The organism is Citricoccus sp. NR2, assembly GCF_027594385.1.
Classification (GTDB): domain Bacteria; phylum Actinomycetota; class Actinomycetes; order Actinomycetales; family Micrococcaceae; genus CmP2.
The window spans coordinates 2939641-2964744 of record NZ_CP115154.1 but is presented as its reverse complement, the minus strand read 5'-3'; the positions used below and the strand labels follow the sequence as shown (position 1 = coordinate 2964744).

17 protein-coding genes and 1 riboswitch are annotated in these 25104 nt (G+C 66.3%); of the genes, 10 read left to right on the top strand and 7 right to left on the bottom strand.

Features of this window, described 5'->3' with window-relative positions:
- Nucleotides 1–44 precede the first annotated feature (44 nt).
- Nucleotides 45–1346: an aromatic ring-hydroxylating oxygenase subunit alpha gene (locus O1A05_RS13940; protein ID WP_270105819.1), complete on the top strand. Its 1302-nt coding sequence runs from the start codon at nt 45–47 to the stop codon at nt 1344–1346.
- The gene (locus tag O1A05_RS13935; protein ID WP_270105818.1) at nt 1343–2758 is read left to right on the top strand and encodes a flavin reductase family protein; all 1416 of its coding nucleotides are present in this window, start codon (nt 1343–1345) and stop codon (nt 2756–2758) included. The genes O1A05_RS13940 and O1A05_RS13935 overlap by 4 nt, the downstream gene beginning before the upstream one ends.
- A 208-nt stretch (nt 2759–2966) precedes the next feature.
- Here O1A05_RS13935 and O1A05_RS13930 read toward each other — a convergent pair whose 3' ends face one another.
- The gene (locus O1A05_RS13930; protein ID WP_270105817.1) at nt 2967–5588 is read right to left on the bottom strand and encodes a GcvT family protein; all 2622 of its coding nucleotides are present in this window, start codon (nt 5586–5588) and stop codon (nt 2967–2969) included.
- Between the two features lie 121 nt (nt 5589–5709).
- Between O1A05_RS13930 and O1A05_RS13925 the strand changes: the two genes are divergently transcribed.
- Nucleotides 5710–6444 (top strand): IclR family transcriptional regulator, encoded by a 735-nt coding sequence (locus O1A05_RS13925; RefSeq protein WP_270105816.1) that lies wholly within the window; start codon nt 5710–5712, stop codon nt 6442–6444.
- Here O1A05_RS13925 and O1A05_RS13920 read toward each other — a convergent pair.
- On the bottom strand, nt 6415–8445 hold the full coding sequence (locus tag O1A05_RS13920) for a BCCT family transporter (RefSeq protein WP_270105815.1): 2031 nt from the start codon (nt 8443–8445) through the stop codon (nt 6415–6417). The two genes, O1A05_RS13925 and O1A05_RS13920, sit on opposite strands and share 30 nt — an antisense overlap.
- 606 nt (nt 8446–9051) lie before the next feature.
- Here O1A05_RS13920 and O1A05_RS13915 point away from each other — a divergent pair.
- Nucleotides 9052–9807 (top strand): aminotransferase class IV, encoded by a 756-nt coding sequence (locus O1A05_RS13915; RefSeq protein ID WP_270105814.1) that lies wholly within the window; start codon nt 9052–9054, stop codon nt 9805–9807.
- Complete coding sequence (locus O1A05_RS13910; RefSeq protein ID WP_270105813.1) at nt 9768–11951, top strand: chorismate-binding protein; 2184 nt, start codon at nt 9768–9770, stop codon at nt 11949–11951. Before O1A05_RS13915 ends, O1A05_RS13910 begins: the two co-directional genes overlap by 40 nt.
- Before the next feature lie 14 nt (nt 11952–11965).
- On the opposite strand, the gene O1A05_RS13905 is transcribed toward O1A05_RS13910, so the two are convergent.
- Entirely contained in the window at nt 11966–13048 is a 1083-nt protein-coding gene (locus O1A05_RS13905) for a phosphotransferase family protein (RefSeq protein WP_270105812.1), read from the bottom strand.
- A gap of 37 nt (nt 13049–13085) precedes the next feature.
- Here O1A05_RS13905 and O1A05_RS13900 point away from each other — a divergent pair, with 37 nt between their 5' ends.
- Complete coding sequence (locus tag O1A05_RS13900) at nt 13086–13955, top strand: CPBP family glutamic-type intramembrane protease (RefSeq protein ID WP_270105811.1); 870 nt, start codon at nt 13086–13088, stop codon at nt 13953–13955.
- Here the strand turns inward: O1A05_RS13900 and O1A05_RS13895 are convergent.
- Together O1A05_RS13895 and hrpB are read right to left on the bottom strand one after the other, a co-directional pair.
- Nucleotides 13952–14599 carry a VOC family protein gene (locus O1A05_RS13895; RefSeq protein ID WP_270105810.1) on the bottom strand — a complete coding sequence of 216 codons (648 nt, stop codon included), beginning with the start codon at nt 14597–14599 and terminating at the stop codon, nt 13952–13954. The genes O1A05_RS13900 and O1A05_RS13895 overlap by 4 nt on opposite strands.
- A gap of 64 nt (nt 14600–14663) precedes the next feature.
- Complete coding sequence (gene hrpB / locus O1A05_RS13890; RefSeq protein ID WP_270105809.1) at nt 14664–17417, bottom strand: ATP-dependent helicase HrpB; 2754 nt, start codon at nt 17415–17417, stop codon at nt 14664–14666.
- Between the two features lie 197 nt (nt 17418–17614).
- Nucleotides 17615–17730: riboswitch (SAM riboswitch) on the top strand.
- Between the two features lie 68 nt (nt 17731–17798).
- Between hrpB and O1A05_RS13885 the strand changes: the two genes are divergently transcribed.
- Together O1A05_RS13885 and metX are read left to right on the top strand one after the other, a co-directional pair.
- The gene (locus tag O1A05_RS13885; RefSeq protein ID WP_270105808.1) at nt 17799–19118 is read left to right on the top strand and encodes an O-acetylhomoserine aminocarboxypropyltransferase/cysteine synthase family protein; all 1320 of its coding nucleotides are present in this window, start codon (nt 17799–17801) and stop codon (nt 19116–19118) included.
- A gap of 58 nt (nt 19119–19176) precedes the next feature.
- A complete protein-coding gene (gene metX, locus O1A05_RS13880) occupies nt 19177–20346 on the top strand; it encodes a homoserine O-acetyltransferase MetX (protein ID WP_270105807.1) in 1170 nt (389 codons plus the stop codon).
- A 30-nt stretch (nt 20347–20376) separates the two neighbouring features.
- Here metX and O1A05_RS13875 read toward each other — a convergent pair whose 3' ends face one another.
- The gene (locus tag O1A05_RS13875) at nt 20377–21243 is read right to left on the bottom strand and encodes an SGNH/GDSL hydrolase family protein (protein ID WP_270105806.1); all 867 of its coding nucleotides are present in this window, start codon (nt 21241–21243) and stop codon (nt 20377–20379) included.
- A 215-nt stretch (nt 21244–21458) separates the two neighbouring features.
- Between O1A05_RS13875 and O1A05_RS13870 the strand changes: the two genes are divergently transcribed.
- Nucleotides 21459–22160 carry an alpha/beta hydrolase gene (locus O1A05_RS13870; protein ID WP_270105805.1) on the top strand — a complete coding sequence of 234 codons (702 nt, stop codon included), beginning with the start codon at nt 21459–21461 and terminating at the stop codon, nt 22158–22160.
- A 98-nt stretch (nt 22161–22258) separates the two neighbouring features.
- A complete protein-coding gene (locus O1A05_RS13865; protein ID WP_270105804.1) occupies nt 22259–24682 on the top strand; it encodes a bifunctional metallophosphatase/5'-nucleotidase in 2424 nt (807 codons plus the stop codon).
- Nucleotides 24683–24790: 108 nt separating this feature from the next.
- Here O1A05_RS13865 and O1A05_RS13860 read toward each other — a convergent pair whose 3' ends face one another.
- Nucleotides 24791–25024, bottom strand: a complete 234-nt coding sequence (locus tag O1A05_RS13860) for an RNA-binding S4 domain-containing protein (protein WP_270105803.1) — start codon at nt 25022–25024, stop codon at nt 24791–24793.
- Nucleotides 25025–25104 lie beyond the last annotated feature (80 nt).

Here is a 25104-nt window from a genome sequence, read left to right as displayed (position 1 = left end):
CCCCACGGGCACCCTTGCACCGGCCCTTCAGATGGGAGTCACCCATGACGTCTACCGTGAATAAACCAGCCACCCGTGGTCGCCTGACCGGGTCGATGAGCGAAGAGCGTCTTGACGAGATCCTCGCGCTGTTCGAGCAGCGCCGTCTCGGATACTCCCTTGACGCGCCCTTCTATACCGACCCGGATATTTTCGCCGCCGATATGGAGGGCATTTTCGGGAAGCACTGGGTGTTCGCCGGCTCGCTGGCCGAGGTGCCCGAGCCCGGGGATTACATCACCGTCGACTTCGGCCCGTACTCGCTGATCGTGCTCCACAATGACGAGGGCGGCGTGAACGTGCTGCACAACGTCTGCCGCCACCGCGGCGCCCGGGTGCTCACCGAGAGCTCGGGCACCACCGGCAACATGGTCTGCGGCTACCACTCCTGGACCTACGACCAAGAGGGCAATCTGGTCCACGCCTCCGCACCAGGCGAAGTGGACTTCAACAAGGGATGCTTCGCGCTCAAGCGCGCCCACTCCCGCGTCGTCGCAGGCCTGATCTTCGTCAGCATGGCCGCCGAACCACCAGAGGATTTCGACGAAGTTGCCAAGATCTTCGAGCCCTACCTCGGCCCCCACGAGATCTCCAAGACCAAGGTCGCCTACCAGCAGCAACTCATCGAAGAGGGCAACTGGAAGCTGGTCATGGAAAACAACCGCGAGTGCTACCACTGTGATGGGCACCCGGAGCTGGCCTGCTCGCTGTTCCCCACCTGGGGACTGACCGAAGAGACCGTGCCCACCCACCTGGCCGACGTCTGGCAGCGGAACCTGACCGCCGAATCGGACCTGCGCTGGCGTTGCGAACGCTACGGTCTGCCCTACGAAGTGATCGAAGAGCTGGACACCCGCGTTCAGGGTTTCCGCATCTCCCGTGAGCCCCTCGATGGCGACGGCGAATCCTTCTCCGCATCGGGGCGTCGTCTGTCCAAGAAACTGTTGGGCGATCTGCGTGACTTCCGGCTGGGGCGGTGCTCGATGCACCTGCAGCCGAACAGCTGGTTCCACTTCCTCGGGGACCACATCATCACCTTCTCCGCCTTTCCGGTGAGCCCGGGGCAGACCTTGGTGCGCACCACCTGGCTGGTGGCCGATGACGCCGTCGAGGGGGTCGACTACGACCTGGACGAGCTCACCCACACCTGGAAGCAGACGAATATTCAGGACAAGGACTTCGTGGAGCTGTGCCAGCGCGGCGCGTGCAGCCCCGCCTACGAGCCCGGACCGTACATGAAGAGCGAATACCAGGTCGAGGCATTCATCAACTGGTACGTGCAGCGCATGAAGGAGCACCTCGCATGACAGCGACGGTGAGCACCTACACACCCATCTCGGAGAACATCCACATCCGCGGCCTGGAGATGCCCTGGAACCGGGTGCTCCAGGCCTCGGCGGAACCGGCCGGAGCCGCGCGGGCCCTGGGTCCATGGCACCCGCAGGAGTTCCAAGCCGAATGTGTGGAAGCGGTCGCCGAAGTAGGCGACATGCTGACCCTGGTGTTCCGCCGACTGGACGGGGCGCCGCTGGCGTTTCGTTCCGGGCAGTACCTGAATATTGCGTTTCCGGTGCATGGTGAGCACACCGAACCAGTGGACCGCAGCTATTCACTGTCGAGCGCACCGACGGAACCGTGGACCTTCGCCATCACTGTCAAGCGCGAAGCCGAAGGCGAGGTCTCACCCTGGGTGCACGATCATGTGCGCCCGGGGATGATTCTCGACATGCTCGGACCGGTGGGCGCGTTCCACCTGCCGGACGCCGATCGCCGCGCCCGCTACCTGTTTTTGGCGGCCGGCTCGGGGATCACCCCCATCATGTCGATGGTCCGGACGATCCACTCGCTGCCCGGCAGCGCCGACGTCATCGTGCTGTATCACGGGGCCGAACCGGGCGCTTTCGCGTTCTCCCGCGAGCTGGAATACATCTCCTCGGTGGACTGGCGCATCCGTGTCTACTACTCGCTGGGGGATCGCAGTATTCCGGGAAACTGGGAGGGCATGGTCGGTCGCCTGACCGCGGAGATGATCAATGAGGTCGCCCCGGACGCCAACGGGCGCCAGGTGTATGCCTGTGGTCCCGAAGGGTATCTGACGGTGGCAGAAGATCTGCTGCGCAAGGTCGGCGTCGATGAGACCTCGATCCACGTGGAGTTCTTCTCCGGCGGCAAAGACGCGCTCCAGGAGTACGTGGAGGAAGTCGCGCTCGCCGGTGAGATCGCCGAGGACGTCGCCGCCACCGGGGAAGGCTATTACGCGCCGAACGCGGAGCCGGTGGATCTTTATGGTCCGGACTACGATTCGGGCGGTCTCGGCGAGCCCATCGAAGAGACCGAGATCTTGAGTGTGGAGACCAGCACGCTCTCGGCGACGGCGGAGGAAGCCTCCGTCGCGCCGGTGGTGTCCGAGGCTCCGGAGGACACAGACCCCGACGCTTTCCAGACGGTGGGCGAAGGCGAGCTGGTGATGTCGTTTCTGCGCACGCGGCTCAATGTGCGGATTAACCGGAACGAGCCGATTCTGGGCGCGGCGAAGCAGGCCGGGATCCGGATCGGTTCCAACTGCATGGACGGCATGTGCGGTTCGTGCAAGATAGTCAAGGTCTCCGGGGAAGTGGACATGAACCACCAGGGCGGCATTCGTGCCCGTGAGATCGATGCCGGCAAGTTCCTGCCCTGCTGCTCGACGGCGACCACGGACCTGGTGATCGACGCCTAAATCAAATTCGCCAAACGCGCTCCCTTCATTTTTCGAAGGGAGCGCGTTTGTGTGTCGGGGGCACACCGCCCATCGAAGCATCGTCCAGGGCAGAGGGGACACAAGACGTGCAGGAAGTACACGAAACACGCAGAACGGACGAAAAAGGGGCTTCCCTCGTGGTGGTCACGAGGGAAGCCCCTTCAGGGCAAGGTGCCAGGCGACTCGCTTAGCGGCGGATGCGCGCCATGCCTGCGTCGTAGACCGGCTCAGCCAGCACCTCGGCCTGGATTTCCGTGCCGAAGCGCAGGATGGACAGGGCGGTGCCGACCTCTGCATATTCCACGGGCACCCAGGCAAGACCGATGACCTGCCCGGTGACGTAGCCGAAATCGGCGCTGGTCACCCAACCGATCACCTTATCGGTGCCCGCTGCCAGCACCGCGGCTCCGGCCTCCGGGCGACCGGCGTCGAGGCGAGCCCCGAACGCGACCAGGCGGCGTCCGTTCGTGGAACGCTCGCGTAGGGCATCCTGGCCGATGAAGCCGCCTTCCTTCTCCATGCGGACGGCGAATCCGAGTCCGGCATCCTCCGGGGTGTCCTCGCGAGTCATGTCCGTACCGAAGGAACGGTAGCCCTTCTCCAGGCGCAGGCTGCTGAACGCGGCTCGTCCGGCGGGGATGATGCCGTAGGGGGCGCCGGCGGCTGCGATCTGGTCCCAGAGCCGCAGACCGTGAGCTGCCTGTGTGTAGAGCTCCCAGCCGAGTTCGCCCACGTAGCTGACGCGCAGCGCCAGCACCGGAACGCCGGCCACTCGAATCTTGGCCGAGCGAAAGTACTTCAAACCCTCGTGGCTGACGTCGCCCTCGGTGAGTGGTTCCAGGACGTCGCGGGCGTGTGGGCCCCACAGTCCGATGCAGCAGGTGCTGGTGGTGATGTCCTCGATATGCACGGTGCCGGAAGCGGGTAGCAGCCCGGTGAGCCGGTCCAAATCCAGCGGACCGTTGGCGCCGATGAAGTACTCTTCGTCGTCGAGACGGGCCACAGTGACATCGGAGAGGATGCCACCGCGCTGGTCGAGCATCAACGCATAGGTGACCGCACCGACGGTCTTGCCGATCTTGTTGCTGGTCAGGCCTTCGAGCCAGGCCGTGGCGCCAGCACCCTTCACCCGGTAGCGCGTCAGCGACGACATGTCGTACATCGCCACGCGGTTGCGGGTCGCCCAGGCCTCGGCCGCGGCGATGGGGGACCAGTTCACCTGATCCCAGGCGTCACGTCGAGGAACCGCGACCGGCACAGGAGCGTCGATGTCATTGCTGACGGCAGCATCATCGAGCGCCGACGGGGCCTGCGCTGACGCACCGAACGCCTTGGGTGCGCGGGAGAGGAACTCCGGGTCGCTGAAGAGGGAAGCGTTCTGCTGATGCCACAGGGCGCGCTCCCAGCCGTTGGCCTCGCTGAACACGCCGCCGGCGTCCTGGATGCGGGTGTGGAACGGGCTGGTCTTCAGGCCGCGAGTGATGGTGGTGTCTTGGTGTGGGAAGTGGACGTCGTAGACCTCGTCATAGCTCTCGGACGCCTTGCCGCGGATCCACTCATCGCTGAGCAGGTCGGGGTCGAAGCGGTTGAGGTCCAGACCGTGGGTGTCGATGCCGGGGTGGCCGGTGAGGATCCACTCAGCCACCACCTCGGCGCACCCGGCGGATTGGGTAACCCAGATGGCCTGGGCTGCCCAGAACCCCTCCACAGTGGAAGAGGGGCCGAGCATGGGTCCGCCGTCGGGAGTGAACGAGAAAACACCGTTGAACTCGTCCTCCAGCGGGAGATCCTTGATAGCGGGGAAGAAGCGAGCTGTTTCCGCCCGGCAGAACTCGAAGTCCTCCTGGGTGAAAGCACGTTTGGCCGGTTCCTGTCCGGTGGACAGCAATTCGGGGGTGTCCGTCAAATCCTCCGGGGCCAACGGGATCGGGCGGTGCTCGTAGGCCCCGATACCGATGCGGTTGCCGAACTCGCGGAAGTACAGTCCGGAGCCCTGGTGCCGGATGATGGGCCGGCCCGGCTCGTTGTCGGCCAGAGGTGTGCCGTCGGGGGCGGTGCCCGGCAGTTCAGGAACAGGAGCAGTCCAAGCGAAGCCATGCTCCATGGGGTGCATGGGCAGGCGCATTCCACCCAGCTTCGCCAGGGGGTGACCCCAGATGCCACCGGCGGCGACGACGATGTCAGCCGGTATCGTGCGCCGATCTTCACCCGTGGTGGCGTCCTCGACCAGCACACCGGTGACGCGGCCGTCCTCGGTCTCGACCTCGACCACGCGGGTCAGCCCCATCACGGTGGCACCGCCGGCTTCGGCGCGACGGGCCTGGAACTCCACCGCGCGGGCCGAGTAGACCACGCCGTCGGTGGGGGTGTGCAATGCGCCGAGAATCTGGGTGACGTCGAGGCCGGGCCACAGTTCCACGGTCTGCTCGGGGGTGAGTAGCTTCGCGGGCACGCCCCAGGCGCGGGCGAATCCGTAGCGACGCTTGATTTCCTGAAGCTGCCCCGGGGTGCTGGCCAGTTCCAGCCCGCCGACTCGAGCGGACAGCGGCTTGCCGTCCAGCTCGAGCCCGTCGAGCTTGTTCATGGTGCGTTGCGCGAGCTGACACATGGTGCGTGAGGGGCTGGTCTGGAAGACGAAGCCGGGGGCGTGCGATGACGATCCACCTGTGTGATAGAGCGGTCCCTGATCCACCAGGGTGACGTTCTGGGCGCCACGGGTGATGAGCTCATCGGCCAGGGCGGCGCCAACGACGCCGGCGCCGATGACGACGATGCGAGCCGACGGGTCGGCGGGGGTGGTTTCCGGCATGATGCCTCCTGCAGTGCGATCCCGGAGTGTTGCATATTGTGCAACTAGTTCATATAGTGCAACTATTCAATCGGAGTTACTGAGGTCACGTCAAGAGTTTCTCGGGCAGAAAATGAGGTGCATGATGGGAATCCAGTCGGTAGACCGGGCGGTCGAGATCATGGAGGCGCTCACACAGGGACCCTCTACGGTGGGGGCCATCGCCGAGCGGTTGGAGGTGCACAAGTCCACGGCGTCGCGCATTCTTTCCTCACTGGCCGATCATGGGCTGGTGGAAAAGAGCTCGAGCTCGGGCGCCTACAGTCTGGGATTCGCGCTGGTGCGGTTTGCCTCGGCGGTGACCCGTCGCATGGACCTCTCCGACACCGCGCAGAAACTCTGTGACGAGGTCTCCGCGGCATTGAAACTTACTGCCAATGTGGCGATCCTCGATGAGGTGTTCGCCGTCAATGTCTCTCAGGCGGTGGGTGGTGGACTGCTGGCGCCGCGGCATTACGTGGGGCTGCGCACCCCCGGTCACGCCACCAGTTCCGGCAAGGTGCTGCTGGCGCACGACGAGGCCGCCGCCGAGGCAGCACTGTCCGATGTGCTCGAGCCGCACACCGAGCGCACCATCACCGACCCGGAGGCGCTGCGTGCCGAACTGGAGGCGGTGCGTGCCCAGGGCTGGGCGGCCTCGAACGAAGAGTGGGAACAACACATCACCGCGGTGGCGGTCCCGCTGCGACTGCATGACGGGCGGGTGGAGGCCACGCTGACCGTGACCGGTCCGACCCACAGCCTGCCGCCGGAAAGCTTCGCCGAGGTGGCCCAGCGCATGCTCGCCCTAGCTGCCGTCACCCACCGCTGGACCTGACTTGGGCTCGCGGCCCAGCACCTCATCGAAGAGCTGCTCGGATTCGTGTTCCCAGCCTGTCGCGGATTCGGAATACTCCGGAGTATCGAAGGCTTCCTCGCTGATCGGATCCTTGAAGGTAGCCGGTTCCACCCAGTTCAGCGTGCCGGTCTCCGGGTTTACCGTGGTGGCGTGGGCTGGTACTTCGTGCATGGCCAGCACCAGCTCATCGGTTTCGTACTGCACTGGTGCCTGAGGACGACCGGCGGTGTGGGTGAGTCCGCCCAGGGTGGCCGAGGCCGAGGTGAAATTGTGTCGGAACGAGCGCGCCTGGGTGGTGAGGATGTCCCGGAGGCTGCGCTCCAGGTCCGGCCCATCGGCATGACCGGCCACCTCGCGAGCGGTATCGACCAGTGCGGCCTTGGAGGGCTGCTGGCGGATGCGGATGTACTTCGGCATGGTCGCCGTTTCGTAGCGGAACATCCGAATCATCGCCACCACGGCCAGCACCATCACGATCGATAGGGGCAGTGCGGCGGCAATCGAACTCACCTGAAGCACGGTCAGTGCTGCGGAGCCGCCGACCACCAACAACACCGTGGCGACGATGCCCTCCATCAGCGACCAGAACAGCCGGGTGATCCGGTGCGTCTCGGTCTTACCGCCGTAGGAGAGGATATCGACCACCAGCGATCCGGAGTCCGACGAGGTGACGAAGAACAACACGATGACGATGATCGCCAGCACCGAGCTGATGGTGGACCAGGGCAGGGTTTCGAGTAAGTGGAACAGGCTCGTGTTGGTGTTCACGGCGCCCTCGGCGTCGACCATGTCGCCCTGACTGAGCTGACGGTACATGCCCGTGCTGCCGAAAATGGTAAACCAGATCATCCCGATAATCGTCGGTGCCAGCAGTACCCCGGCCACGAATTCGCGGATGGTGCGGCCGCGCGAGATCCGCGCGATGAACATCCCGACGAACGGTGCCCAGCTCATCCACCAGCCCCAGTAGTAGATGGTCCAGCCCACGGTCCAGCCGTCTTCGGCGCCGGCGCCGGAGGCGAACATCAGCTGGGGCAGTGCCATCGCGTACTCACCGGTGTTCTGGACCAGTGACTGCAACAAGAAAAGTGTGGGCCCGGCCAGTAAGACGAAGAGCGCGAGGACTGCGGCGAACATCATGTTGATATTGGACAGCCACTTCAGTCCGGCGTAGAGCCCGGAGATGACCGAGAGGGTGGCCAGCGCGGTAATGCAGGCGACCAGGGTGATCAGGAATGCTGGGGAGGACTCGACCCAGCCGAGGAACTCCAGGCCCGCCTCGATCTGCAGCACACCCTGACCCAGGGACGTGGCCACACCGAAGAGGGTGCCGACAATGGCGACGACGTCGATGACGTGACCCACCCAGGACTCGATGAGCTTGCGCCCGAAAATCGGCTCGAGCAGCCAGCGCAGTGCCAGTGGGCGACCGCGGCGGAAGGTCATGTAGGCCAGGCCGAGCCCGACGACGACGTAGATCGCCCAGGCGTGCAGCCCCCAGTGGTAGAAGGTCTGTCCGATGGCGGTGGCTGCCGCTTCGGCGGTCCCGGGCTCGACGCCGGCCATGTCAGGAGGGCTCATCATGTGATTCATCGGTTCGGCCACGCCCCAAAACACCAGGCCGATGCCCATGCCGGCGGAGAAGAGCATCGCGAACCAGGTCAGCCGTGAAAATTCGGGCTGTTCGTCGTCGCGACCCAGTTTGATCTGTCCGGCTTTGGACACTCCGGCCCAGATGGCGAACACGACGAACCCGGTGGCGATGAGCACGTACCACCAGCCCACCGAGGAACCGATCGCGTCGCGTAGCGCCACGAACGCTTCCGCGGCGTCGTCGCCGTAGGTCGCTCCATACCAGGTAGCCCAGCCCAGAGCCGCGGTGATGACGAGCACCGCCGGAATGAAGACCGGCTTGTACAGGCCACGCCAGGCCTCTCGGGGTGACCAGTGCTTCATAGGTTTCTCGGAGTGCGAGGCCATCGGTCCCTCTTTCGCTCAGACAATGGACATCAACGCCGCGGAGAGGGGAGCCAGCGGTGAGCGGCTGGATCTCGGGTGCGAATGCTCTCCACGCGGTTGATGATGAAAAAGTGTGTCGTACCGCGCAAACATTGTTAAGCGTCAAATTCGGGGTCGATACGTTCGAAAAAATGCGCTGGTCAGGTGAGGGTGCGTGTGCTACTCGCGCGGTATGGAGTGCGTGGAATGTCTGGTGCGGGGTGTCCTCGATGGCTGGCGCGTCATAGTTCGTCATATTCAAGGGTCGGCTACTCAAAAGTCACTTCTTGTGCCGGATGAGTTCACGTGTTGTTCATCTGCGGCAGGATGCCGAAGTTGCGGATTCGAGGAGACGAGGGCGGGAAAAATGTGACGGACTGGGGCGCGAGGCTGCCCAAGGGCGGCGGAGAAAACGTTCGAATCGGCAGGCTCGGCTCTGGTAGGTTTTTCAACGTCGCGACGCGCTGGTAACCCGGTGGCTGCGTAGATTTCGGAGCGGTTTCCGCTTCGTGAGGCCTCCCTTGATGCTTGTTCAGTCCCTTGCATCACGGGAGGCCTCGCTGTTTCCCGGGTGGGTAGAGTGGAGGTATGACTTCTCACCCGCAGGACCACGCCTCGTCAGCGGACCGGGTGATCGACTCCCTGCTGATCCGCGACGGACACGCCCGCGCTCTGGACCGCCACCGCCAGCGATTCCAGCGCGCCGTCGAGACCGCATTCCCCAACACGACACCACCCCCTTCGGCCGATGCCGTCTGGGATGAGTTGCTCGCGACCGTGCCGCGCGAAGGGTCGTGGTTCCCTCTGGTGGAAGCCCGACGCGCGGAGGACGCACGGGTGGAGCTGAGCGTTGAGGTGCGGCCGGCCCCACCACTGCGCGCCCACACCCGACTGAGCGCGGTGGCCGATCGTCGTCGTTTCCCCCAACTCAAAGGGGCGGACCCCGTGATTACCGCCGAAGACCGTCACGCCGTGGTGACCCATGGGGCCGATGACGCCCTGTATGTGACCGAGGCCGGGCGTTTGCTGGAAGCGGCCAACGGTGCCGTGGTCGGGTGGAACGGTGCCGATCTGCATGTGTGCACGTCCGAGCGGGTGCTGGACTCGACCACGGTGGGACTGTTGGTGGGCGAGGCCGAATCAGGTCGGCCCGGCGTACCCTTCACCCGAGTGGTGCGCTGCCCGGAGGGGATCGACACCTCGGTGGTGCAGGAACTCTGGTACCTCAACGCCCTGCACGGCATCACCCCGGTCACCCAGCTCAACGGGGCATGGATGCGGGTGGACGACGACCGACTCATCTTGTGGCAGCACATCGCCGAGACCTGGTGGCGGCCGGTGTGATCCTGGTTCTCGACAACCGCGATTCCTACACGTTTAACCTGGTGCAGCTCTTGCGCGAGCGCACCGATCGCGAGGTACGTGTGGTGAGCGCCGACGACGGCGAAACCGCCCTGGAGCTGTTGGCTTCCGGGGAGGTGGCCGGGGTGGTGATTTCGCCCGGGCCCGGACACCCGGACGACCCTGACTATTTTGCTGCATCTGGCGCTCTCATCGACGCTGTATTGGAGCGGGGCGGTCCGGCTGGTTCTGGTGGTTCTGACTGTGACGCGCTGCCGATGCTGGGCGTGTGCCTGGGGCACCAGGGGCTGGCCCGCCGGTTTGGCTACGAGGTGGTCGCGGCACCGCGGCCGCGCCACGGGTGGCTCTCGCCGATCCAGCATACCGACACCGGGATTTTCGCCGGGATGCCCCAGGGCACCACCGTGACCCGGTACCACTCGCTGGCCATTGAACCGGGGGAGAACCCGGACCCTCGACTGCACGTGACCGCCCGCAGCGAAGACGGCGTGATACAGGGGTTCGAAATAGAGGGAGCGCCCTGGTACGGGGTGCAGTTCCATCCCGAATCGGTGGCGTGTGAGCACGGCGCACTGGTGCTGGAGCGATTCTTGGACGCCGTGGAGCAACGGTCCGGATCCACCCTACATGTGGCCACCGCGCGCTGGGCGCTCGACGACTTCGGACTGAGCCCGCGGCAGGCGTCCCGGGCGGTCTACCGCGGGGTGCTCGAGCGCGGTCACGGCTCGTTCTGGTTGGATTCCGCGTTGCCCGATGCGGATCAGGCACGGTGGTCGATGCTGGGCGACGCCTCCGGGCGGGGTCGGATCGAACGGGTCGAGTTGTCTGATATTGCTGACATGGCTGTGCTGCCCGCCAGTGCTGACCCCATGGTGAGGCTACAGGAAGGTCTACGGGCCATCCGGCATACGGTGGGGGCCGAGGATCTGCCGTTCCGCGGCGGAGCGGTGGGCTGGTTCGGCTATGAGCTGGGCATGCGGTTGCTGGGCGTTGAGGTACCTCAGCCGCCCGTCGGATCGGACCCGGAAGCCGGACCGAAAGCACCGGCAGAGCAGCCAGCACCGCCGGCATCATGGTGGGTGTGGCCGGAGCGGTTCGTCGTCGTCGACCATCGAGACCGTGTGCTGACGGTGTGCGTGGCCAGCACCGATCCCGCCCAGGCGCAGGAAGAACTCGGTGAGTACCAGCGCCGGGTGCTGGACGTCCTGGGAACGGAACCTGGACCTCAGCTGCCATACACCCCCGGAACGGAGCCGGAAACAGACCCAGGAGCAGCGCCGATGATTCCGGGCGCCTGGCGCGACGACCGACCCGAATACCTCGACAAGATCCGGCGCTGCCACGACGCGCTGGTGGCCGGGGAGTCCTATGAGCTGTGCCTGACCAACACCTTCACCGCCGATGTGCAGGCGAGCACGGGGATCGATCCGGCCGATTTGTTCGAGGACCTGATCGAGCATCACCCCACCCCGTATGCGGGATTGATCGAGGCGGATGCAGAGCTCGCCGTCGTTTCGGCGTCTCCTGAGCGGCTGCTGCGCGGGCGGAACACGGTGTACTCGACCAAGCCGATCAAGGGCACCGCACCCCGCGGGGACACCCCCGACGAGGACGCCGCTCAGGTGGAATTTTTGCGCACGGACCCGAAGACGTTCGCGGAAAACCTGATGATCGTGGACCTGCTGCGCAACGACCTGGGGCGGGTGAGCGTGCCGGGATCCGTGGAGGTCACCGAGCTGATGGCAGTGGAAACCTACGCCTCTGTGCACCAGTTGGTGAGCACCATTGAGGCGGTGGCCGAACCCGGGGTGGACGCCGTCGACGTCGTGCGTGCGCTGTTCCCGGGTGGGTCGATGACCGGGGCGCCCAAGGTGCGCAGCGTGCAGATTCTCCACGAACTCGAAGCCGCCGCACGCGGGGTGTACTCCGGTGCGCTGGGGTTCTTCAGTGCCGACGGCGCGGTGGAACTCTCGATTGTCATCCGCACCGCCGTGCGTTTGGGTGGGAGGTGGACCATCGGGGCCGGCGGCGCGATCGTGCTGGATTCGGACCCGGAGACCGAAGCCGACGAGGTCGAGCTCAAAGCGTCCGCCCTGCGCCGAGCAATGCATCGGGTGGCCGGGTGATGCATCGGTTGAGCTTAGCCGAGTAGTTCGGCCGCGCGCTCCAGCCGGGGCAGGGCGCGGTTCAGCAGGCGCCTCCACTTTTTCGGCGCGATCTGCTCCAGCCTGAGTCCGGCGTCATAGAGCGACTCCAGCGCCATCGCGGCCAACCACACCCGGGCCCGGTGGTGTTCGTCGTCGTCGAGACACAGTTGCCTCAACTTCTCCTCACCGTGCCACAGGCTCAGATACGCCGGATTCAGGGCAGGATCCCACAGGCAGGCCAAGTCCCAGTCCAGAATCCCGTTCAGCCGCCACCGGTCTTCCCCCGGAATCGGCAGCCAGCGCATATTGTGCCCGGCCAGATCCCCATGGACCAGCGAGGGTGCGACCACCGGGCGCTCCGTCCACTCGTGCACCGTGCGGATGATCCTGCGCGCAGTGTCCTCGAACGTGTGCCGGGTACAGGCCGGGAAGAAATCGGGCCAGGGTACCGAGGAATCACGCTGCTCCAGGCGCTGCGGCAACTCGACCAAGGCGGCGATCTTGGTCGGCGTCCAGGGACCGCGAAAGGCGAAGGGCTGCGCCAAATGAGGGTGAAGCGAAGTGGTGTCGACAGTGGCAAGAACCCGGCAGATCTCACGCAATTCCTCGGGGCGACCACAGTGCGGCGGGTGGGCCTGACCGGGAACATAATGTTGCACGACGACGGCGGCGCGGTGTGAATCAGAAGGGTCGGTGCCGAAATCTGTGCCGGTATCCGCGAACACCGGTCCGGCCAGAGGGAGCGGGAGCTCCCAGGGCAGATTCAGGGCGTGCAGGGCGCGCAATAGTTCGGTGGTGCGGGTCAGCTGGGCGGCGGCGTCGGCGGTGCGAGACATGCGCGCCACCACCGTGGGAGTACCGGGTGCAGCGTTCGTCCCGGTTCTGGTCTTCGTCCCGGTGTTGATCTCCGTCTCCGTGTCGGGGATCAGCACCAGATGGTGTTGGCCGCCCTCCTCCACCAAGCTGCGGGACCAATCGACGTCGAGCCCCGGGTCGGGTCGGTCGGACTGGGGCTGCGCACAGTGGGAGGCACGGGCAGCGAGCGCGGCTTCCGCCGTCGTGGCGCATCTGACCATGGCACCACCGTATCGCGCACAGACCTAGACTGGGGACGTGACCGCCACCGAATCCGCCCCGCACCCGGCCGACACCCTCCGCTACCCCTCGCGTGCGGTGGTGTGGTGGGAGATCATCATTGTGCTTGCCCTGTCACTGGGCCGTTCCGGGGTGTACGCCGTCGTCGATCTGATGCAGAACGCGATGACGGCCCCGCTGAGGGATCAGACCACCACCCTGAACCCTTCGCTGGCGAACGAGGAACTGTTTGACCTGATCCGCCAGTTGCTCTCCATCGGGTTTTCGCTGGTGCCGGTGCTGCTGGTGTGTCACCTGGTGTGGATCTACGGGCGCAATCCGTTCCGCACTTTTGGGTTGGATTTTCGGCGGTTCTGGACGGACGCCGGGCTGGGCGTCACCCTGTTCGTGGTGATGGGGGCGGGCACGCTCGGGGTGTACGCGCTCGGCCGCACGCTCGGGCTGACAACCGCGCTGGTCGGATCAGCGATGAACGAATACTGGTGGACCACGCCCGTGCTGGTGCTCTCGGCGCTGCGGCACAGTCTGCTCGAGGAAGTGATCGTGCTGGCGTGGTTGCTGGACCGGATCGGATACCTACAACAGTTGCGGGGCACCCCGACTGCGAGGCCGAAGACCTTCCACACGACGGCGACGGGCGCCTTCCGACCCGGGCCAGCGGCGGGGCTGGTGGCCGCGGTGGCGGTGTCGGCTCTGGTGCGCGCCTCGTACCACTTGTACCAGGGGATCGGTCCCGGCGTCGGCAACCTGATCATGGGGGTGGTGTTCGCCGTCGTGTATCTGCGCTACCGCCGGGTGATGCCGTTCGTGTACGCCCACCTGCTGCTCGACGTCGCCGGGTTCGCCGGGTATCCGCTGCTGCTGCGGCTGGGCTGGTTTGGAGGCTAGAGCGTGACGCTGCCGCGCGGCGTGGTGAAGGTGACCTCCATGATGCCCGGGGTACCCGACGGTGCCACGAACTCCACGTCCACATCCTGCACCGACTTCTCGGGCTGATCCAGACCCAGCCAGTCGCGTACCCGATCCCGGGAACCGCCGATGGTGATCTGCTCGATGGAGCCTTCCGGTGCAGCCGCCTGGGAAGGATGCAGATCCTCGGTGCCGTCGTCCCAGCGCAGAATGTAGGGCAGCTGCGGGTCCGCAATGAGGCCCTTGATGCCGATCTGCCGCCAGGTCAGCTCGCGACCATCCGGGAACTTCCGCTGTGCGGGCACGGCGCCGCGGCCCAGGCGCTCCTCGAACGGTGCCAAATCGTCGACGGCGACGACCCAGCCCATCCAGCCGCCGCCCATTTCCTTGCGGGCGCGCACGGCCTGACCGAACGGCGCCGAATCAGCCGCGGGATGGTCGAGGACCTCAACGATCTCCAAGTACTGCCGGTTGGTCATCGGGAACAGGGCGTTGCGGGTGCCGAAACGCGGATGTACCCCGCCCTTGACGCGGTCGATCCCCAGCGCGGAGCTGATGCGCTCCACGGTGGCGTCCAGCCCCTCGGGTCCGACAGCGTAGGAAACATGGTCTAAACGCATCATGATCTCATCGTGCCACGTCCAGTGGGGCGGGTCTCATGAGTCCAGGCTCAGCGTTTAACGGGCGTCAACTAGGAGGTATTCTCCGCATCGCACTGTTCGTGCGCGGGGTGGCGACGGCGGTCCACGGGTCTTCCGGCCAGGGATGTTTGGCGTAGCGGGCACGGTTTTCCGCTCGCACGGCCGGATAGGCGTTCTCCCAAAATGAGTTCAGATCCGAGGTGACCGCCAGGGGTCGTCCGGCAGGGGAGAGCAGGTGCAACAGCACGGGAACCCGGCCCTCGGCCACGGTGGGCCCGGTGCGCCAGCCGAAGCACTCCTGCAGTTTCACCGCGAGAACCGGTGGGGCCGGCGTGTCGGCGTCGGGATTGTTCTGAGAGGGGTGGTCTTCGGGGGCCGGCCAGTCTAAGGTGATCTGCGAGCCCGAGGGCACCGTCAGCCGGAGCGGGGCGAGCTCGTCGAACCGGGCGGCCTCGGGCCAGGGGAGCAGCCGGCGCAGCGCGGAATGGAGGTCCAGTGAGCGTTCGGCGGCACCGGCGGCGAGCTGGTCGATTTCCGGGCCGAGCCAGTCCTCCACGGTGGCGGTGAGTGCGGCGTCGGTCACCTCGGGCCAGGGGGCGCCGTACACGCGATGCAGGAAGCCCAGCCGATTCCGCAGGGTGGCCACCGATGCTCCGGCGCGCTGCACCAGGGCGAGCACCCCGGTCTCGCGCCATTCGGCGACGACGGCGGATCGGGCGTGTTCGGGCTGTGGCGGCACCGGGGTGGAACTGAGTTCGATGGCGCCCAGACGGCGGATTCGGCGGGCGGTGACCCGGCGGTGAGTATCGGAGGCAGCGTCCAAGCGGGCCACTGTCTCGTCCACGAGCAGAGGGCCCGCCGCTAACTCAGCGTGTTCGGGATCCAGCTCGACGGCGGCGCGAATCACCGCATGGTCGCCGTGCAGGCTCAGCTCGGCCACCGCAATCCATTCGGCCCCGATCAGCGACGACGACGCCGGCAACCGGGCCGCGGTGCCGGACGCGAGCAGGTATTCGGCGTCCCGGCGTCGGGCGATCTGCTGCGGGTAGGCCAGCGCGGTGATCAGACCGAGTGCGTCGTGGTGAAGGTGATGCTGGTCGAGAGGTCCTCCGGCGTCGTCGTGTCCCGTCGACTGCGGGGCGAGGTCCTCCGCCACCACCGCGGCCCGGGCCAGCCGATCGACGTCATGACGCCAGCCCGGATCCGAGCGCAGCTGCCGGTAGCGCGCCATCAGATCGGCCCCCGGGGCACGCGTGTCCGCGGCCAGGGTGGCCACTGCCTCGGCCGCCACCCGGGCGTCCCACAGCTCTGCCCCGTCGAGCAGGGCCCGGCCCAGATGGGGGTCCACCGGCAGTCGGGACATCCGCGCACCCAGCTCCGTCGGGGTGCCGTCGTCGTGGACCGCGCCCAGTTCTTGCAGGCGCTGCTCGGCTCGATCGGCGGCCGCCGTCGGAAACGGGTCCGGCAGCCGCAGGCCAGCACCGCGCGGGGCTCCCCAACAGGCGACGTCGAGTAGTGCCCGGCCGAGCTCGTTGCGTCCTGCGGTGCGGATTTCGGGCGCAGTGTGGGCCGGCCGTGCCGCGTATTCGGCCTCGCTCAGGCAGCGCACCACCGTGCCGGGCGCCTCGCGGGCGGCACGCCCACCGCGCTGCACCATGGCGGATTTGGACGCGCCGAGGGTGATCAGCCCAGATACCCCGCGCCGGGAATCCTCCCGCAAGGCCCGTTCCAGACCGGCGTCCACCACCAGCCGCACCCCGGGCACGGTCAGCGCCGATTCCGCCACATTGGTGGCCAACACGATGCGCCGGGGAAACTGCGAGGCAGTGTCGGTACTGCGGGCCAGAATCCGGTCCTGTTCCCGGGCCGGCATCGACCCCAGCAGAGGCAGCACCGCGGTATCGGGCGCCAGGCGCGGGTCGCTACCCAGCCGGGCCGCCACCCGGTCGATCTCACGGGCGCCGGGCAAAAACACCAGGGTGTCACCGGGGCGATCGGGACCAACGGGGGTATGCGGGTACTGGTGCAGATGCTGATATTCGACGACGACGTCGGCCACATGATCCAGAAAACCGGGTGCGACTCCGCGGGCATCCAGACTGCGCTGCGCCTGCGTTCCCCAGGGTGCCCAGATCTCCTGCAGCGGATGCGGTTCGGTGGCCACCTCAAGCACCCGTGCACCCAGCAACTCCGCCCAGTGTCCGACGTCGAGGGTTGCCGACATCACCACCACATGCAGCTCCGGGCGCAGCTGACCCAGCTGTTCCACCAAGGCGAAGGTCAGATCGGTGTCCAGGTGACGCTCGTGGACCTCGTCGAGCACGATGGCGCCGATTCCGCTGGCTTCCGGGTCCGCGATCAGCCGACGCAGCAGCACCCCGGTCGTCACGAACTCCACCCGCGTGGCAGCCGAAACGTGTCGGTCCCCGCGCACCGTGTAGCCGACCTCGCGGCCCAACTGCGCACCGCTGAGAGAGACGAGACGACGCGCGGCAGCTCGGGCGGCCATCCGGCGCGGTTGCGTGACGACGACGCGGCCCGCCGACACTGCAGCCAGCGCCGGTGGCACCACCGTGGTCTTGCCGCTACCGGGCGGCGCGGAAATCACGACTCGGATGCCCGCCGTTCCGGCCCCGGAGTCTGTTCCTGGCGCGGTGAGCTCAGCCTGCTCGGCCAACTCACATCCGGCCAGCCCGGTCAGTTGCGGCACCAGGCGGGCCGCGGGCAGCCCCTGAACGATCCGTTCCCATGGGATCTCCCAGGAATCGGCGGGTTGGTGCGCGGCGGGTGTGTTCGTCATGATCGGTTCCCCGCCCCTCTTTCCTTCAGCACTGTCACCGACCCCGGTGCCCCGCGCGTCGTCGGGTTTGCCGGGTTTGTCCGGTTTCTCGGAAATACGGTATCAACCCCGAACCCGCCCCTGCAGATGACGCCGCGTCTCGCCCGTGACCGCCGGCGAGATGAAACCGGCGGTGCATTCTGGCACAATGACATCCAGGTCACGAGTGTCAGCGACAAGCCCCGGCTAGCTGATCGGCAACCCTCCAACCGCGGTGGGGTGCCCCGGGTGAGGACCAGGCGATCGAGGAACCCCTCGACCGCAAGCGCGGGCCATCGCGGACCGCCTCTTCGGCCTCGGAGCGGCGATGGTGATGGCCCTGACAGAACAGGAGCCGCCATCATGTCCCCTTCAGCAGACTGGTCGTTCGAGACCCAACAGATCCACGCCGGGATCACCAACGACCCCACCACGGGAGCCACCCAGCTGCCGATCTACCAGACGACGTCGTTCAGCTTCCCGTCCACCGAATCTGCCGCGGGACGTTTCGCCCTGCAGGAGCTCGGCCCCATCTACACGCGCCTGACCAACCCGACCACCGACTCCGTCGAGAACAAGATCGCCGCGCTCGAAGGTGGGGTGGGCGCGGTATTGCTCTCCTCGGGGCAGTCGGCCACTACCCTGGCGATCCTCAACGTGGCCGGGGCCGGGGACCATATTGTGGTTTCGGCTTCGCTGTACGGCGGCACCCAGAACCTGTTCAAACACACCCTGACCCGACTGGGTATCACCACCACGTTCGTGCAGGATCCGGACGATCTGAACGAGTGGCGTTCGGCCGTTCAGCCGACGACGAAGGCGCTGTTCGGTGAAGTGTTGGGCAATCCGCGCGCCGATGTGCTCGACATTGCCGGGGTGGCTCAGGTGGCGCACGACGCCGGGGTGCCGCTCATCGTCGACTCCACCCTGACCACCCCGTACCTGGTGCGACCCTTTGACCACGGGGCCGACGTCGTCGTGCATTCGGCCACCAAGTTCCTGGGCGGGCACGCAGCCGCCCTGGGCGGCGTGATTGTGGACTCTGGCAACTTCGACTGGACCGCCGATCCGGAACGGTTCCCCGGTTTCAATGAACCGGATGAGTCCTACAACGGCATCGTGTTCGGTCGTGATTTCGGGGCCGACGGCGCACTGGGCGCCAACGTCGCGTACATCCTGAAGATCCGCACGCAGCTGCTGCGTGACCTGGGCACGTCGGCCAGCCCGTTCAACGCGTTCATTCTCAACCTCGGATTGGAGACGCTCAGCCTGCGTATGGAACGTCATGTCGCCAACGCCCAACGGGTTGCCGAATATCTTGAGGCTCACCCCCAGATGCATTCGGTAGCCTACGCCGGTCTGCCGTCGAGCCGGTGGCACGAGCGGGCATCGCAACTGTTGCGGGGTGCCGGTTCCGTGGTGGCATTCGAGATCGACGGCGGAGTGGCGGCCGGGCAGGCTTTCGTGGAGGCGCTGCAGCTCCACCAGCACGTGGCGAACGTCGGCGACACCCGTTCGCTGGTGATTCACCCGGCGTCCACCACCCATTCTCAGCTCACCGAGGATGAGCGGCGCGCCGCCGGGGTGGGCCCGGGGCTGGTGCGACTCTCGGTGGGGCTGGAGCATGTCGACGATATTCTGGCCGATCTCGAGGCCGGATTTACCGCGGCCGTTAAGGCCTGAGGGTCCGATTCGAGAGTGACCAATATCCCAGACCAGACGGCGAAAGAAGCAGGAACACATGACCATCGGAGTGGACCCGATGCCCGGCAGTGACACCAGCAGCACCACCAACACCGCTGACAACAGTGCGGTGGCACTAGACCTGCAGGGCGGACTCCGCTACGCCGATCTCGGCCGCTTCGATTTCGAGACCGGCGGCCAGCTCCCGCAGATCCGGCTGGCCTATGAGACCTGGGGCGAGCTCAACAGCGACGGTAGCAATGCCATCCTGATCGAGCACGCGCTCACCGGTAATTCCCATGTCGCCGCCTCCGACGCCTCGGACGAACCCGGCTGGTGGGAGGGCCTGGTCGGTCCGGGCCGCCCCATCGACACCGAAAAGTGGTTCGTGGTGTCGGCGAACATGCTCGGCGGTTGCGACGGTTCCACCGGTCCTTCGAGTCTCGACGATGACGGTCGGGCCTGGGGATCGCGCTTCCCGTTTGTCACCATCCGCGACGCCGTGCACGCCGAGGCCCGATTGGCGGATGCCCTCGGAATCCGGGTCTGGCATGCCGTGCTGGGCGGTTCGATGGGCGGCGCCCGGGCTCTGGAATGGGCCGCCACCTATCCGGACCGGGTGCGTGGTTTCGGGGTGTTCGCGGCCGGTGCGCACTCCACCGCCGAACAGATCGCTTTCGCTCAGGCGCAGGTGGAGGCCATCCGGTTGGATCCGAACTTCCACGGCGGTGACTACTACGACGCCGACCACGTTCCCTCCGGTGGTCTGGGGATCGCCCGTCGTATCGCGCATATCACCTACCGGTCGGAAGCGGAGCTGGAGGCGCGGTTCGGCCGCGCGGCCCAGCCCGGGGAGGACCCTTTCGGGTCGCCGACCCGTCGCAACGGCCGCTACCAGGTTGAGTCGTACCTGGATTACAAGGCGATCAGCTTGGCCAAGCGGTTCGACGCGAACAGCTACCTTGCGCTCACGGAAGCGCTGATGTCACACGACGTCGGCCGCAACCGCGGGGGAGAAGCGGCAGCGTTGAGCCGGGTGACGGCGACGCCGTTCATCGCAGCGGTGACGTCGGACCGGCTCTACCTACCGGAACAGTCGGATCAGCTGGCGGCGCAGTTGCCCGGGGACGTTCCGGTGTTCATGATCGACTCACCGATCGGTCACGACGGGTTCCTCACAGACCTGGAGCAGCTTTTTGACGAACTGGTCGAGACCCTGAGTCTGTAATTGTCGCGGCTCGTGTAGCGTCAGGGGACGTCAGCGAGCGGACTCGCCGTGATCGTCGGTCGGCTCTTCGTGCGGGTCGCTGCCCTGAGGCATCGGGGCACCGAACATGGGTGCCGCCGTCGGGCGCTTCGCCGTCGTGTGGTCGCCGGAAGATTGGCCGCGCAATCGTCGCAGCACCCACGGCAACAGGTGGTCCTTCGCCCAGATCGCGTCGGCGGTACGTGCCTGACGCCAGGTTCGTTCAACCGGGGGTTTCGGCTCCAACGGGGAAAGCTGGTGCGGCACGTTCAGGGTGTCGAGAACCATGGAAGCGATGGTGTGATGACCGGTGGCCGAAAAATGCAGCCGGTCCTCGGCCCACATCTCCGGTCGCGTCAGCTCACGCAGTGCCCACATATCGGCGACGACGGCGTCGTGCCGGGCCGCCACCGCCCGCACATTTTCGTTGTAGATGGCCACTTTGCCACGAATCCGCCCCATCACCGGGGTGTCTCGGATATCGGGGCCGTTGAACACGACGACGGTGGCGCCACTGCCGGTCAGGCGCTCGACCACCGCATCTAGCTCGGTGGCGATGACATCGGGATCACCGGAGGGGCGTAGCACGTCGTTCCCGCCGGCGCAGATGGAGATCAGGTCGGGCTGTAGTGCGAGTGCCGGTTCCACTTGCTCGTCGCGAATCTGGCCTAGCAGCCGGCCGCGGATAGCGAGGTTGGCGTAAGAGAAGTCCTGATCGGCGGGTACGGTTCGGGCCAGTTCCTCGGCCACGCGGTCGGCCCAGCCTCGGTGGTATTCGGGATGATCGTCGAGGGGCTGGGGGTCGCCGATGCCCTCGGTGAAAGAGTCTCCGATGGCGACGTACCGGCGCCACGGGTGTGGAGTGAGAAGAGCATTCATCCTTCCATTCTGTCATTATCTGTCGTCTTGCCAACTTTCGGGTAACCCCCCGATCGGCCAGCGATGCGTGGTGGACCATGGTGCGCAGGTCGATGGTGACGCTGATCTGCGGGCGGGTCGTTCGGGACAGCCTCGGTGGAGTCGGCCGGGGAATCGGTGGGAGAGACCATGCGCCGGGTCAAGCCGGCAGGCGCCCGGCCTTTACACTGGTGGGTATGGCTGAATCCTGGAACCCCACCGTGCGCTGGTCCCGACCCGAACACGAACGCGAGGGCACCGATCTCCTCGTGTTCCTCCACGGGTACGGCGCCAACGAACACGATCTGTTCCCGCTGTCCCAGTACCTTCCGCAGCGTTACACGGTCGCCTCGGTGCGCGCCCCGATGGCCATGGAATTCGGCGGCGTCGTGCAGGGGTACACCTGGTTCCCGCTCGCTCAAGACATGGGATCCGACCCCGCACTCGTGTACCAAGCCACGGTAGACCTGCAGTCATGGGTGGCCGCACAGCGCTCGCAGTTCCGTTCCGTCAGTCTGCTCGGATTCTCCATGGGCATGGTGATGGCTACCTCGCTGCTACGCATGGAACCCACCGCATATGACCGCATCGTGGGGCTCTCCGGGTTCGTCATCAATATTGACCCCGACAGCCCCGCTATCCGCTACCCCGTGGATGATGCCCTGCGCTCGTTGTTTCACGACGACGAGGTCGCCTTTGCCCGTCCGAAGGTGTTCTGGGGCCGGGACCCGCAGGATCCCATCATCCCGGTCGAGCAGGTGGACTACGCCCGCAGCTGGCTCAGCGACCATGTAGAGCTCACCGCGGAAGAGTATTCCGGCGTCGGGCATGGCATCCACCCCAACGAAATTCAGGACGTCGCGCGGTTCCTCGAGCAGAGCCCCCACGCCGGAGAGTAAGTCCAGCGGTCAGGGACGCGTCATCACCGGTTCACCTTCCGGCCATGATGGCTCCCTAGGGTGAGCGAGTCATTGACTCACCGTGAAGGAGCCCACCCATGTCTTCATTCCGTCACCGCGCGGGCGCTGCCGCCCCGCTGATGGTGCTGGCGCTGGTCGTCACTCCGGCCACCGCGCTGGCCGATACCACCGAACAGCCCGGCACCCCTGACGATGCCGCCGGCGAAACCGCCACGCTGACCCTGCTGAATTTCAACGATTTCCACGGTCGACTCAACGACGACGGTCTGGCGATGGCGAAGAACATCGAGGCCGAGCGCGAGGCCAACCCTAACTCGCTGCTGGTCTCCGCCGGTGACAACGTGGGCGGCACCCTGTTCGTTTCCTCCGCCAGCGACGACAACCCGACCTTGGACTTCCTGAACGTGCTGGGCCTGCAGGCCTCCGCCCTGGGTAACCACGAGTTCGATCAGGGCCGCGAAGACCTGGACGCCCGCATCGTGGAGCGCTCCGCGTTCCCGCAGCTGGGCGCCAACGTGCTGGAAGCCGACGGCGAACCGGCCTACGAGCCCTACACGCTACTGGAGACCGAGTCCGGCCACACCGTCGCCGTCATCGGGGCCGTCACCCCTGAGACCACCACACTGGTCAGCCCCGCTGGCATTGCCGATCTGTCGTTCGCGGATCCGGTGGAGCACGTGAACCGCTACGCTGAGGCACTCTCCGACGGCGACGACGCCAACGGTGAGGCTGACATCATCGTCGCCGCTTACCACGAGGGAGTGAATCAGGCTGATCCGCTCAACGCCCCGATCGTCACCGACACTCACGCCGCTGTGGACGTCATCTTCACCGGTCACACCCACCAGGAGTACATCATCGACGCCCCGGTCCCCGGTGACGCGGAGCGTACCCGCCCGGTGATGCAGTCCGGTGAGTACGCCGACACCCTCGGCGCCGTCGACCTGGAGATCTCCGCCGACGGCGAGGTCCTCGGCTACACGGCCGAGAACATTGCCTCCGTGGTGCCCGAGAGCGAGGACGAGTACGCTCAGTTCGAGGCGGAGATTGCCGCGAACCCGATGCTGGCCGAGCTCAGCTCTATTATCGACGACGCCGAGGCCGTGGCCGATGAGGTGGGCAGCGTCGAGATGGGCACCATTCAGGATTACGTGACCACCGGCATCCGCGAGGACGAGGGCGGAATGAACTTCGACCAGCGCGACCTGGAGTCCACCATGGGTCACCTGGTGGCCGACGCCTGGCTGTACGCCGCGAACGAGACCGAAACCGGCGCCGGCGAGGTTGACTTCGGCATCGTCAACCCCGGTGGTCTGCGTGACGAGTTCCCGGGCGGTCTGCGCGGCAACCAGTCGCTTCAGGTTCCGGCCACACTCACCGTGGCTCAGGCCGTGGGTGTGAACCCGTTTGCTAACACCCTGTTCTTGGTGGACATCACTGGTGCGCAACTGCGCGAGACCTTGGAGCAGCAGTGGCAGACTTCGGCCTCCGGGGAAGTCCCGGGCCGTCCGTTCCTGCAGTTGGGCCTGTCGGAGAACGTGCGCTACACCTACACCACCGAGGTGCGCACCTCCGGGGACGACACCGTGGGCCACGACACTCGCGGATCGAACATCGACCAGATCTGGGTCAACGACGTTCCGGTGCTCGACGACGACGTGTTCACCGTCGCTCTGCCGTCCTTCCTGGCGGCCGGTGGCGACAACTTCCGCGCCCTGGCCAACGGTCAGAACCACCGCGACACCGGACTGATCGACACCGATGCGTTCCACAACTACGTGCAGGACGGTCTCGGCGGCGAGGTCGGCCCGCGCTATAACAAGCAGGCCGTGCAGCTGACCGAGCTGGCTGATGAAATTTCCGTCGACGGCGAACTGAGCCTGACCTTGGCCGATCTGGGCGTGCAGTCCTTCGGCGCCCCCGAGGCCGGCCAACTGACCGCCGAGATCGCCGCCTACCCCGGTGACGATGCTCACGAGCCGCTGGCGGATGACACCTACCAGTTGCTGGGCACTGTGGCGGTGGATGCCGACTCCGCTTCGGCTGCCGTTTCGCTGAACCTGGCCGAGGCACAGCTGGGCGCCGGCACCCACGTGCTGCGCTTCACCGATGCCACCACTGGCACCGTAGTGACCCGCACCGTCGAGCTGGTGGGTTCCACCGACGACGCCGACAACACCGGTGGCAGTGGGGCAGGCGACGGCACCGTCACCCCGACCCCGGGCACCGGCGGCTCGGGCGGTTCCGGCGGCGGTTCGGTTGGTTCGGACGACAACACCGACAACAACACCGACAACAACACCGACAACACTGACAACGCCGGTGGCACCGACAACACTGACGGTGCAGACAACACCAGCGACGCAAAGACTGCCGGCCAGGATGGCGGCGGCGCTCTGGCCGCCACCGGTGCGGACATCACCGGTCTGGCCCTCGGCGCGCTGCTGATCCTCGGCACCGGCGTCACCCTGTTCCTCGTGCGACGCCGCAGCGCCCACTGAGCGGAGTAAGACCCGCTCGCTGACGCACCCGCTCCACCGGAGCACAGCAGGGGCCGCCGGAGTTGATCCTCCGGCGGCCCCTGCTGCTGTTGTTTCGTGGTCGGCCGGTCAGTCTTCGCCGTCGTGGGTGATCAGGAGACGTTCCTCACCGAATACGATCACGTCGCCAGGGTGCAACTGGCGCCCGCGGCGGGTCTCCACCTCGTCGTTCACGGAGACCTCACCGTGCTCGATCACGTGCCGGGCATGCACGCCATCTTCCACCACATTCGCCAGCTTCAGGGCCTGGCCCAGGCGGATCATGTCATCGCGGATCGGGACCGGTTGCGTTTCATCGCTCATGGTCCCATTGTCGCAGGCACGCCGCCTCCGGATCGAGATGAGCAAAACCGGTGTGGCCACGTAGACTGGGGCGGTGACGT